Source organism: Planococcus sp. S3-L1, assembly GCF_030063085.1.
Classification (GTDB): domain Bacteria; phylum Bacillota; class Bacilli; order Bacillales_A; family Planococcaceae; genus Planococcus; species Planococcus kocurii.
Map to the genome: position 1 here is coordinate 139,082 of NZ_JASISN010000004.1, position 11,758 is coordinate 150,839.

10 protein-coding genes are annotated in these 11,758 nt (G+C 40.3%); 3 read left to right on the plus strand and 7 right to left on the minus strand.

Annotation, left to right across the window (positions count from 1 at the left end; all coding sequences use genetic code 11):
• Positions 1 to 12: 12 nt before the first annotated feature.
• The 4 genes from glgA to glgB are packed head-to-tail and all read right to left on the minus strand — an operon-like array spanning position 13 to position 5,462.
• A complete protein-coding gene (gene glgA, locus QMF37_RS06160; protein ID WP_071153425.1) occupies positions 13 to 1,440 on the minus strand; it encodes a glycogen synthase GlgA in 1,428 nt (475 codons plus the stop codon).
• Positions 1,440 to 2,459, minus strand: coding sequence for a GlgC family sugar phosphate nucleotidyltransferase (locus QMF37_RS06165; protein WP_071153424.1), 1,020 nt, complete (start codon positions 2,457 to 2,459; stop codon positions 1,440 to 1,442). Before QMF37_RS06165 ends, glgA begins: the two co-directional genes overlap by 1 nt.
• The gene (locus QMF37_RS06170; RefSeq protein ID WP_071153423.1) at positions 2,456 to 3,604 is read right to left on the minus strand and encodes a glucose-1-phosphate adenylyltransferase; all 1,149 of its coding nucleotides are present in this window, start codon (positions 3,602 to 3,604) and stop codon (positions 2,456 to 2,458) included. The genes QMF37_RS06165 and QMF37_RS06170 overlap by 4 nt, the downstream gene beginning before the upstream one ends.
• The gene (gene glgB / locus QMF37_RS06175; RefSeq protein ID WP_283477259.1) at positions 3,594 to 5,462 is read right to left on the minus strand and encodes a 1,4-alpha-glucan branching protein GlgB; all 1,869 of its coding nucleotides are present in this window, start codon (positions 5,460 to 5,462) and stop codon (positions 3,594 to 3,596) included. Before glgB ends, QMF37_RS06170 begins: the two co-directional genes overlap by 11 nt.
• A gap of 231 nt (positions 5,463 to 5,693) precedes the next feature.
• Here glgB and QMF37_RS06180 point away from each other — a divergent pair, with 231 nt between their 5' ends.
• Both QMF37_RS06180 and QMF37_RS06185 read left to right on the plus strand, forming a co-directional pair.
• Complete coding sequence (locus QMF37_RS06180; protein WP_058386980.1) at positions 5,694 to 6,272, plus strand: SCO family protein; 579 nt, start codon at positions 5,694 to 5,696, stop codon at positions 6,270 to 6,272.
• Between the two features lie 3 nt (positions 6,273 to 6,275).
• Positions 6,276 to 6,605, plus strand: a complete 330-nt coding sequence (locus QMF37_RS06185; RefSeq protein ID WP_071153421.1) for a hypothetical protein — start codon at positions 6,276 to 6,278, stop codon at positions 6,603 to 6,605.
• A gap of 35 nt (positions 6,606 to 6,640) precedes the next feature.
• Here the strand turns inward: QMF37_RS06185 and QMF37_RS06190 are convergent, their stop codons facing one another.
• On the minus strand, positions 6,641 to 7,681 hold the full coding sequence (locus tag QMF37_RS06190; protein WP_071153420.1) for a lactonase family protein: 1,041 nt from the start codon (positions 7,679 to 7,681) through the stop codon (positions 6,641 to 6,643).
• 152 nt (positions 7,682 to 7,833) lie between these two features.
• Between QMF37_RS06190 and QMF37_RS06195 the strand changes: the two genes are divergently transcribed.
• The gene (locus QMF37_RS06195) at positions 7,834 to 8,394 is read left to right on the plus strand and encodes a shikimate kinase (RefSeq protein ID WP_283477263.1); all 561 of its coding nucleotides are present in this window, start codon (positions 7,834 to 7,836) and stop codon (positions 8,392 to 8,394) included.
• Positions 8,395 to 8,741: 347 nt separating this feature from the next.
• On the opposite strand, the gene QMF37_RS06200 is transcribed toward QMF37_RS06195, so the two are convergent.
• Positions 8,742 to 10,061 (minus strand): acetamidase/formamidase family protein, encoded by a 1,320-nt coding sequence (locus QMF37_RS06200; RefSeq protein WP_078080080.1) that lies wholly within the window; start codon positions 10,059 to 10,061, stop codon positions 8,742 to 8,744.
• Between the two features lie 134 nt (positions 10,062 to 10,195).
• Positions 10,196 to 11,608 carry a hypothetical protein gene (locus tag QMF37_RS06205; protein WP_283477265.1) on the minus strand — a complete coding sequence of 471 codons (1,413 nt, stop codon included), beginning with the start codon at positions 11,606 to 11,608 and terminating at the stop codon, positions 10,196 to 10,198.
• Positions 11,609 to 11,758: the final 150 nt, after the last annotated feature.

Sequence of the window (11,758 nt, forward strand, 5' to 3'; positions counted from 1 at the left end):
TGGCACGCCCCTTTAGATTAGCTTTTCATAAAGTTTGGCGTATTCTGTCGCAGAACGCGACCATGAATAATTGCCTTCCATGCCATTTTTCTTGATTGTTTCCCAATGCTTAGGCTGCTGGTAAAAATCTAAACATCGTTGGAGGGCAAGATCAAAGGGCTTGTCCTGTGAAAAATCGCTCAAAAATCCATTACCGGTCTTTAAATTTTCATCGTATTCAATGACTGTGTCTTTCAATCCGCCTGTTTTATTGGCTACAGGGACTGTTCCGTATTGCATTGAGATCAATTGACTCAAACCACAAGGCTCGAAATGAGAAGGCATGAGGAAAATATCCGCTCCTGCGTATAGTAGATGTGCAAAGGCCTCATCAAAGCCAATATGAATGTAAACCTTATCTGGAAAATCAGCTGCTAACTTCTGGAAAAACTGCTCGTACTTTTCCTCTCCTGAACCCAATAAAGCAAACTGAACATCTTCTTTTTCCAACAAATTAGGCAATACTTCTTGCAAGACGTCAACTCCCTTTTGTCCTGCTAGCCTCGAAATCATTGTTAGTAACGGAACATCTCCACGTTCAGGAAGACCTGCCTTTGATTGGATTTCACGCTTATTGACTTGCTTTCCTTCCATGCTCATTGCATCAAATTCCCGTACGATGGCAAGATCCGTCGCTGGATTATAGACTTCTGTATCAATGCCATTTAAAATACCGACTAAATCTTGTTGCTTTTCTTGTAGAAGACTATTTAGTTTCTCTCCATAAAAATCCGTCAAAATTTCGTCTCGATAAGTCGGACTCACAGTCGTTATTTTATCCACGTAGGAAATGCCTGTCTTTAAAGAGTTGAAGCCACCGCGCCATTCTACAATTCCCTCGTCATAGTAACGCTCATCCATTTCAAAATTCTCCAGAAATTTTTCTTTTGAAAATTTACCTTGAAATTGCAGGTTGTGGATGGTCAAAACGGTCTTAATTGCTTGAATCGAAGCATATCGCTGATCCTCCTTTAGGAGGAACGGGATCATAGCCGTATGCCAGTCGTGCACATGAATTACATCGGCTTGTTGCTCTTGAAGTTGGACAATTTCTAGCACGGATCGGTTAAAAAAAGCGTATCGTTCAGAGTCATCTTTTTGTCCGTAAATTTGTTCTCTTTTAAAATAATCATCATTTTCTACAAACAAGTAGGTTACTCCGGCTTGTTTGTATTCAAAAAGTCTAAAAGGAAGTTGCCGTCCTTTAAAATTCACTTCGATAGATTCTTTCAAGATAAATTTCAATGCGTACTGTTCTGAGATCAAGCTATATTTTGGTATAATGACCGTAATATCATGGCCTAATCTGCTAAGTTCTTTCGGTAAGGCTCCGATTACATCTGCTAATCCTCCAGCTTTTGCAAAAGGTGCACATTCTGCTGCTGCCATAATGACTTTCATCATAAATCCTCCTTCGTGACGATTGCTCCTTTACGTAAAACAATCGGCTGTTCTGCAGTTCCACGTAAAACGACTCCTTCACCGATATGAACTTCTTTGTCTGCAATTACATACGACAAATCACAATTTTCTTCAATTACACATTTCTGCATAATCACGCATTTTTCTAATTGTGTATTTTTCTTAATGCAAACTCCCCGACTAATGATACTATCCATCACACTCCCCATAATGGTGCCGCCATTGGCTACCAAAGCTCGCTTAACATGGGCCCCATGGATATAGCGCGTTGGAGGCTCATCTTTGACTTTTGTATAAATTGGACGATCTGGTAGGAATAACTGCTTCCTATTTTCTTCATCTAACAAAGCCAACGACGCTTGGAAATAACTTTGAATCGAATCAATAATTGCAAAATATCCGCTGTATTCATAGTCATTAAACGTATAAGGACTTTTCTTTAAATTGACGACATCTTCGACACTTACTACTTTTTTATCACGGTGCGTTTGAATCAGTTCAATTAACAACTCTTTAGACAGAATATAGGTTTTCAAAGAAACTCCGCTACTAACCGCTTCTGTAATATCAGCACCTGATTTGATATGCTGCTTCAGCATGTCTTTAAAGTCTAATTGAGTAACAACAAAGCTATTAATGACGACAACGTAAGGTTGAATACTTTTTGTAAAAAATTGCATATGCTCTTCTAATGCTGCAAATGGGCCCACGGTTGATAATCCACCATTTCGCTGCGTAACCGGCAGAAAAAACAAGCCGTTTTTTCTTCGGTCTAAGTCCCAACTTTTTCCTCCACCAATATGATCTAGCAGAGAAGAAAAAGGATTCGATGGGAATACGCCAACCGTATTGACTCCCGAATTGACGAGATTCGATAATGGAAAATCAATTAATCGGTAACGCCCCGCAAAGGGTACTGAAGAAACAGTTCGTTGCATCGTCAAATCTTGTAATCCTTCTTTATTAACAGAGGCGTCTACTACAGCAAGTAGGTTCATTTCCCCTCACGCTCCTTCCATTCATCCAATTGCTCTTGAATCAGAAGAACCACTTCATCCTGCTGATCATGGATTTCAAATCCTTCCGGCACCTCTAAATTCGGCGGTACAATTACCCGATGAAGCTTGGCACCTTTTTTTATCGTAGAGCCACTCATGATGACACTTTCAGAAACGGCAGCTCCTTCTTCAATCGTTACCTTCTGAAAAACAACCGACTTTGAAACGTCTCCAGAAATTACGCAGCCTTCGTTAACCATAGAGCTTTGAACATTACCTGTTTTATTAATCACCTGTGGTGGTAATTGTGGATTTGAAGAAAAAATACGCCAAGCAGAGTCATGAAGATTTAAGCCAGAGTTCAAATCAAGCAAGTCCATGTTGGCTTCCCATAGACTTTCAACCGTTCCGACGTCTTTCCAGTATCCTTTAAATGGATAAGCAATCATTTTTTCGCCTTTTTCTAACATAGCCGGTAGGATATCCATACCAAAATCATGAGAAGACTCTTTATTTAAATTGTCTATTTCTAAATATTCTTTTAGCTTTTTCCATTTAAATACATAGACACCCATAGAAGCTAAATTACTTTTTGGATTTTCTGGTTTTTCATCAAATTCTTTAATGATCATGCTGTCATCGACGTTAATAACACCAAACCTGCTTGCTTCTTCCCACGGAACTTCTAGCACCGAAATGGTGACATCCGCTTCATGTTCTTTGTGATAATCGATTAGTACTTCGTAATCCATTTTATAAATATGATCTCCTGATAGAATCAAAACATACTCAGGATCACATGATGTAAGGTAATTGATATTTTGATAAATGGCACTGGCTGTACCTGCATACCATTTAACCCCTTCTATTTCGGTATAAGGTGGTAGCATGGTGACTCCCCCGTGACGTCGATCTAAATCCCACGGAGTTCCCAGTCCGATATATTCATGAAGGACATGCGGCTGATATTGTGTCAGCACGCCAACGGTATTGATTCCTGAATTGGTGCAATTGGACAACGGGAAATCGATGATTCGATATTTTCCACCAAAAGGCAATGCGGGTTTTGCTATTGTATACGTTAATGACTTTAATCTGCTTCCTTGTCCGCCGGCTAACAACATTGCAACGACTTTATCGTTCATGTTGATTCCCTCCCATTCTCTTTAGTTTCCAGATAATCAATGTAAATGCTGGCAAATCGATCGAAATGGCATACATCAAGCCCTCACCTGCATGATTTGTCGCACCAACCGCTATTTCTGAAGGTTTGCTTTCTGACGTAAAAATTTTTTCATAAGTATTGTTTTCAGGAACCTCCAATTCAAAATCGGTATAATGTTGGTCTGAAAAATTACACACCACAATACACTCATCCCGTGGCAAATGGCCCCTACGAATAAAGGCAGCTACACTTTGTTGGTGGTTGTCCGCATCGATCCAAGTAAAACCGTCCGGATGATCATCTAATTCAAAAAAAGCTTTTTCAGTTTTATAAAAAGACAGTAATTCTTTTGTAAAATTAGCCATTTTTTTGTGGTCTTCAGTTTCCAAAGAACCCCAATCCAATTCTGATGTGAAATTCCATTCTTCAAAATGACCAAACTCTTGACCCATGAAAAGCAATTTTTTTCCTGGGTGAGCAATCCAAAAACTGAGGAGTAGTCTGAGTTGAGCAAAACGATCACTCAAGGTCCCTGGAAGTTTGTTCAGCAAAGAACCTTGGCCATTTACTACTTCATCGTGGGAAAGTGCAAGAAGATAACGCTCTTCATACTGATACACGAGAGAGAAGTTCATTTTTTTATGCACCTCAGAACGCTTTGATGGCTGAGTTTCCATATAATCCAGCGTGTCACGCATCCAGCCAAAATTCCATTTATAATGAAAGCCGACTCCTCCTTCTGCTGTATCGTGTGTCACTTTCGGATAGTTCCACGCGTCTTCTGCAATTAATAAAACTTCTGGATGATGCTCTTTTAAACTATTTGTCAACTTCTTTAGAAAAGCGGCACCTTCTTCGTTAGGTATAGCCTCTTCACGGTTTGGTACAAATAGCAAACAAATTAGAGCGTCCATACGAAAACCATCAAACTTAAATTCGCTTAGCCAATAGTGACTGCTCGACAGTAAAAAACTAGCGACTTCTCCCTTTCGAATATCGAAATTCAACGTTCCCCAGTCTGGGTTGGCACGCCGGTCCTCCTGCTCGTACTCATATAAATAGCCACCATTAAAGTTTGCCAGTGCATGTTCATCGACGCAGAAATGACCCGGTACCCAATCTAAAATTAAGCCAACTTTTTTTTCTGCGCATTTAGCAATAAAATACTTCAAATCATCAGCAGTTCCGTATCGGCTCGTTGGCGCAAAATAACCAGTCGTCTGATAGCCCCAAGATTCATCTAACGGATGTTCTGTGATGGGCAGAATTTCTATATGCGTAAAACCCATCTCCAAAACATATGGAATCAACTCATCTGCCAATTCACGATAATTTAAAAACCCCCCTTGTGCATTACGTTTCCATGTCCCAATATGCAATTCGTAAATTGCTATCGGTTTTTCACCATGCTTATTGTTTAAAACTTTCTTTTGATGCAATACAGTTTTTGACCAAGTGTGTTTAGAAAAAGCTGCTACTATAGATTTGGTTTCTGGTCTCATTTCGCTCATTTGAGCGTACGGATCAGATTTCCTTACTACTTCTCCAGTTAGTGTTTCAAAGATATACTCATAAGCGTATCCAGTTAATCTCCGGGGAATTCTCACTTGCCAAATGGTTTCATCAAGAACGTGCTGTTCCATTTGAAAAAATTCTTCCACAAGACTTTCAGGATGTGTACAGGCTACCGCTACTTTAGTCACACCTGGAACCCATAGAGTAAATGTTGTTTCATTTGTAGCGGTATGCGCTCCAAAATAAAGATAAGCGTCTTTCATCAGACCTGTATGGAAAGCTTCCAACTTGTCTGGAGTAAGATGGCGTTGAAGATCATTCATTTTTGCACCTCCAATAGTTCAATGGTTCCATGTCTCTTTTTAATTCTACGTAAGACTCGTAAATACCTTGTGAAGATACAAAATTATTCAAAAATTTAGATAAATATAGGAATTCAGAAGGATATCTGTTCGAAATGTCTACACATTTCTTTTCCTTTATGCCCTTGTTTGACAGCATAATTTCCACTACGCTTAGGAGGATATCTGTTATTGAAAGAGAGGCTGACATTTTTGAGAAAATATAGAGGACTATTACTAGCAGTTTTCTTCAGCATTTTTCTGGCTGCCTGCAACCAAGGCGTTGAAGATCCACTTGAGTGGGAAATAGAAGATTTTACTTTTACTAATCACAACAACGAAGATTTCGGCTTAGCTGACTTAGAAGGTGACGTGTGGCTTGCTGATTTTGTTTTTACTAACTGCACAACCGTTTGCCTGCCAATGATGGCCAACATGACAGACTTACAAGAACAGTTAAAAGAAGAAGGATTAGCTGTTGAAACGGTTTCTTTCAGTGTAGACCCTTCGTTTGACAAGCCTGAAGTCTTGAAATCTTATGCAGAAAATTACGGAGCTGATTTAGCTAGTTGGAATCTGCTGACCGGTTATACCTCCCAAGAAATTGATGACTTTGCTATGGATAATTTCCGAACTTTAGCCAGAAAACCTGAAAATGATGATCAAGTTCTTCATGGCACCTCTTTTTACTTAGTCAATAAAGAAGGAATCATTATGAAGGCGTATGATGGTTTGAATCCACCGGTAGAGGATATTCTAGCGGATGCAAAAATTCTATTAACGGAGGAATAATAAATGCAGCAGAAAAAAATATGGATGAGCGTGTTGTTTCTCGCTGCCCTGCTATTGCTACTGCTTTTCTTTATCCCAAGAGAAAACGTGCCAGCGCCAGAAACTCGTGTGATCTTGGAACATTCGTTTAGAACATATATTGCACCTTCTTGCTTTGAACAGGCGGACGCCACCAACTTTTTAGAAGAAGAAACTCTGGAGAAGGCTCTTGAACTAAATTATCCTCCCCACTCTTCGTGTACAGAAAAAGCATTTGAAGGCAATCGAGACAGTGGTTTTATACGACTTTTGAAAGAACTGGACATTGTCGAAAAAGAATCAAAAGATTGGTAAGAAAAAAAGACGGAGACACTCTCCGTCTTTTTTTCTTATTTGATCACTTTTACACATACAGGCGCTGTCGTTTGGACAATATTCTCAACGATACAAGGCATGCCTGAACAACTCATTTTCAGCGTAGCAAGTGTGTGGGAGTTTTCATTCGCTACTACTAGCCACTCATTTCCTGGAATCAAAGCAAAATGTCTTGGTCCTTCTCCTCCGGACTCTGTCAATCCGAGCGTTTCTAACGTTCCATTTTCCTGGATAGCAAAAGAGGCAATACTATCGTAGCCCCGATTTGACGCATAGACAAAACAGCCATCGCTTGAAACTGCAATTTCTGCACTGGTGTTTTCTCCCTCATAGCTATCTGGCACTAAAGGCAATAGCTGTAAAAAATCCAGTTTGCCTTCTTGACTGACTTTGTAGACCATCAACGTGGAATTTATTTCGTTTACTGAATAGACAAAAGCTTTTGAGGGATGGAAACTTAAATGACGAGGTCCTGCTCCCGCTTCTGTTTGTGCAGCATATTTAAACGTTAAGGCACCGGTTCCGGCATCTAATTTATAAGTAGAGATTGTGTCGGTGCCCAAGTCCGATACCAAGAACAGATTTTTTCCTGGGATTTGAATAATTGAATGAGGATGAGCGGCGTCTTGCCGATTTTTGTTAGGCCCTCCTCCTTCATGCTTTACAGAAGCTGCCAAATCTCCAATTGCTCCGTCTGCATAAAGCGGATGGACATTAACTGTAGCTCCTGAATAAGTAACGGATAATAGCCATTGACCCGTTTCATCAATTGTCACGTGAGCTGGATGATCACCATTCGAAGATTGGCGATTGATTTCGACTATTTTTTTTGTAGTTGGATGGACCCAGTAACTAACTAGTTGGCCGTCCCCTACTTCACTCGTAGCGACAAAACTTGTACCCGTTGGATGAACAGCAATAAAAGAAGGGCGTTCAATCCCTCCTATACCCATCAGTTCCGTCAATTCGCCGGTCATGCCTTCAAGTTCCCAGAGCTTAATGCCCTGTTCTTTTTCTGATGCATACGAACCTGTCAGCAAATAGGTAGATGTCATGAAATTCCTCCTTGAAGCTAGATGTCATAAAACTCGAAATTGATTTTCTGATTCAAATTAGTTAATTGACAATTCTTATGAATTTTCTATACAGATAAGGTAAAGTAAGCTATGAACCCGACTAAGCTATTAAAAGAGAAAGAAGGTTGCTCATGAGAAATTTCGGTTTATCCATTCGCGAAAAAAGTATTGTCTGCATTGGATTTATGGGAGTGGGAAAAACCACTGTTGGCAAACTGTTAGCTCAAAAACTCTATCGTAGCTTTGTTGATATCGATGAGGAAATCGAGAAGTTTTATACGATGCCAATTCCGCAAATATTCGAAATCTATGGCGAACAGGCCTTCCGGGCTAAAGAGAAAGAGTTGATTGTAAAGTATAGCCAGCGCCCTCTCAATATCATTTCCGTTGGTGGCGGTGCCTTTTTGCAAAAGGAGATTCAGGATATTTGTATGGCCAATTGCATCGTTCTATTTCTCGATATTTCCTGGGAATCATGGAAAGAACGTATTCATATTCTCGCTGACAACCGTCCTTTGTTACAGGGACGTTCTCTTGAAGATATCGAAATGCTATTTCTAGAAAGGCAACGTATTTACTCATTAAATCATTCTAAATTTCAAGTAGATCATTTTGAGGCAGAAGAAGCCGCTGGTTACTTGGCAGATGCTTTGAAGTTATCATGGGAAATTAATGCGCCCCAACCGAAATAATACCAGAAGCCGCCATATAGACTTGGCGGTTTTTCATATGGCAAAAAGCGCCGCTTCGTCAGACCGTCTTATACCTGTCAGAGCTCTACAGGCACTTCCGCTTTTCTTTGTCTAGACTCCAGTGCCTAGCTCTTCGGGATATAAGCCATTCTGACTGTGCGGCAAAAAGCGCCGCTTCGTCAGACCGTCTTATACCTGTCAGAGCTCTACAGGCACTTCCGCTTTTCTTTGTCCAGACTCCAGTGCCTAGCTCTTCGGGATATAAGCCATTCTGACTGTGCGGCAAAAAGCGCCGCTTCGTCAGACCGTCTTATACCTGTCAGAGCTCTACAGGCACTTCCGCTTTTCTAGGAGTACTGTGCTTTTACTGTGTTTAACAACCCTGCTTTTTCTAAATAATGTTCGGGTGCGAGGAACGTGATTGTTACGACTCCTGGGTGTCGACCAATTTCAATTGACCCCGTTATGGTAGCTCGGTTCATGATTTCTGGAACTGTGACGTTAAACAGATCGGCTGCGCGTTGCAGTCCATTTTCTGTAGCATCATTCAAAGTTGGTCCTGTACCGACAAAAGAAACCGGCAGCGACTCTTCTAGCTTGTCGATATTCCATTTTTTTGCAAGCTGTTGAGCCGTCTGTCTTTCTTGTTCTGTAAAAGGTTTAGCCGTATAAGGTAGGTCTTCGACATTCGGCAAGAGAATAGGTCCCGCATTATTTAATCCTTTAACGACATGAACTTCAAGATGAACAATACCGGCAACGTCCGATGTATGTCCAGCAATTTCTCCGTCCCCTTGCATGGCATGCATATCCCCTAGATAAATCCCACCACCTGGTACTTTCACTGGACAAATCAATACGGCTCCAGCCCGAACACGGCTGATGTCCATATGACCATCTGTCCGATGAGTTTCCAATTCTTCCTGTGTACTTGCGTATTCGTGCGGAGCTCCGACAAGAAAAGAACCAAAATCTCCTGCATTATGTGAGTCCGGTGTCGGACGAGAAGGCGTTGTTCCGAGTTGACCTAAAAACGGCCGCATGCGTGCAATGGTTCCAACTAAATCGTGCGGTGCAAAAGTGACAATTGGATTTTGTACAGAATTCTCAGGCGTTTTCATGTAACCCCGGCCATTTTCCGCAATTGTTTCGGCTGCTTCTTTGGATAGCGTGATTCCTACGTCGCCCTTTTCTCCAAAAAACATCGTATAGCCGTTAGTAAAAACAAATGGTGTCACATCCGCATCGCACTTAGCGCAGCGAATAGCTTCTTGTCCAACACCTCTAATAATCGTATCTGGATACATCGTTCCACAGCCTGGGCATTTTACCGCGATAAAAGGGTCTCCAAGAAAACGACCTTCAACAGGACTGTCATTTCCTGAGGAAGTGGCATGGGATGTTACTTCGACTGATTTAATTTTAATAACGATGCCATCTCCCGGTTCTGCACCTTCGACATAGACGGGCAGCGTCACTTCATGCCCCCCTCGAATACAAGGCGTAATCATCGGCCCCCAACAACCTGGTGCTGTGTGGGCAATAATATGACCTCCATCTTTTAGAGGACCCAACATTTCTTTTCCGGGATCTAACACTCCATCAATATACCGGTTAACTAGTAAAGTCTCGACCGCTGTTTTTTTAGCAAGTATTTTTTTATTCATTTCTCTACCCCTCCAAGTTTTAATATTCAGTTATTTAAAATTATACGCCATGTTCCTCTGCCTTACAATTTTAGGTCTTCTGAATAAAAAATACACATAAAAGTCTCTACAGACTGCTATGTGTATTGAAAATTTCAGTATAGATAGATAGCTGTTTGGATAAACAATTGGACCATCACGTAAAAAGCAATTGCAAATTTCAAATTAAATTGCAAGCCATTGCGAATTCCACTTAAGCCATTTACGCTACTTAATATAATTACAGGCATAACAAAAGGTGACAAAATGATAGAAATAACACTTCCAGAAGTAACGGCTAATACAACCAATTCAGGTGGGTACGGAAATGGCACAGCCTCCAGAACCCCTGTCACCAAAACGATTACTGGCAACGGTCCCAATCCAATAAAACCTAGCAGGATCACAATGAATGGAATTAAGAACAATATATTTAACAGTGGAATGATTCCTGTTAAAAAATTCATCCCGTTAATAACATAGTCACCAACATTCGATTGATTTAGCGCATAAATCAATAATCCAGCAGCTACTAAAATGCTAAATTGCTGGGCTTGTTTCGCAATACCTACGGAAAAATAATACCGAGTTTCCACAACAAAGTTAGACAATCTCTTTTTAAATCCAAAATAAAGGAAAGTCCACACTAAAATGACCAGTGGTATGGTCAGTAAAAATTCCAATCCCGTCGTTTCGTGTACAAAGAAAATCGTTCCAAAAAGAGACACAAATAAAAAGACAAACTCCGCTACGTCTTTATTCCATTTTCCTTGATTGCGTGAATTTCGCATGGCTTTTTCAATTTCTTGTTTCAAAACAAAAGAAAAATCCATCCCGTATTTCTGTTCTTGATAATACGAAAAAATTACTGATAAGACGGTCCCGGCCAAAGCAAAAATAAAGCCGAGCACCATCGATTTCCAAAGAGTTGCTTCTAATGCTTCTACCGCAAAAATGAAACTTGGAATACTGATAACCCACATTGTAGAAAGTCCAAAGCCACGTAAAATAGCTGTTCCTTTGAAATTTTCCCATGCCTCTCCTTTATGATCTTTTAAAAAACGATCAATAAAGTGGTACATCATCGGTACGACACCAAATAACAGAAAATGCGAAATCACTTGAGTCATTGCCATTAATCCAAAATAGAACTTCTGGCTCTTATTTAAAAAGTTGTGAGCATAACTCATAATTTCTTCTATGTAAGGCTCTTCCTTCAAAACCCAGCTAATCATTGGCACGATCAGCAACAACCCAATCAAATTTCTCATTTGCTGCAATCCCAAAATTAAATCGCCTAAGAAAGAATCACTCGTGAAAAACAGTACAGCTAAAGCTGCAATCACTAGAAACAGTTGCAACTGAATTTTCTTGAGAGGTAATAAGAACGCAGCTGACAATAACATGAATACTCCTAAAACAGAAAGTATTAACGTTAACCAGGCACTTTCGTAAAAGTAAGTGATAAAATGCAGCAAGGCATATACTGAACTTGAAATCATAAAACTCACAGCTGCTTTTCGATTCATGATAAATCCTCCTCACTTTTAACAACCACTTTTTCCATTCTACACTTATTTTACAGCTTCACAGTCAAAACCTAGTGCATTGTTAAGCTTGCCTATTCCTTAATGCGCGTCCCTGCGTCAGACGGATGTATTCTCTACTCATCACGGGAG

Excerpts from the sequence above, each read along its gene's own strand:
- glgA (WP_071153425.1), bottom strand. The coding sequence starts at position 1,440 with ATGAAAGTCATTATGGCAGCAGCAGAATGTGCACCTTTTGCAAAAGCT.
- QMF37_RS06165 (WP_071153424.1), bottom strand. The coding sequence starts at position 2,459 with ATGAACCTACTTGCTGTAGTAGACGCCTCTGTTAATAAAGAAGGATTA.
- QMF37_RS06170 (WP_071153423.1), bottom strand. The coding sequence starts at position 3,604 with ATGAACGATAAAGTCGTTGCAATGTTGTTAGCCGGCGGACAAGGAAGC.
- glgB (WP_283477259.1), bottom strand. The coding sequence starts at position 5,462 with ATGAATGATCTTCAACGCCATCTTACTCCAGACAAGTTGGAAGCTTTC.
- QMF37_RS06185 (WP_071153421.1), top strand. The coding sequence starts at position 6,276 with ATGCAGCAGAAAAAAATATGGATGAGCGTGTTGTTTCTCGCTGCCCTG.
- QMF37_RS06190 (WP_071153420.1), bottom strand. The coding sequence starts at position 7,681 with ATGACATCTACCTATTTGCTGACAGGTTCGTATGCATCAGAAAAAGAA.
- QMF37_RS06195 (WP_283477263.1), top strand. The coding sequence starts at position 7,834 with ATGAGAAATTTCGGTTTATCCATTCGCGAAAAAAGTATTGTCTGCATT.
- QMF37_RS06200 (WP_078080080.1), bottom strand. The coding sequence starts at position 10,061 with ATGAATAAAAAAATACTTGCTAAAAAAACAGCGGTCGAGACTTTACTA.
- QMF37_RS06205 (WP_283477265.1), bottom strand. The coding sequence starts at position 11,608 with ATGAATCGAAAAGCAGCTGTGAGTTTTATGATTTCAAGTTCAGTATAT.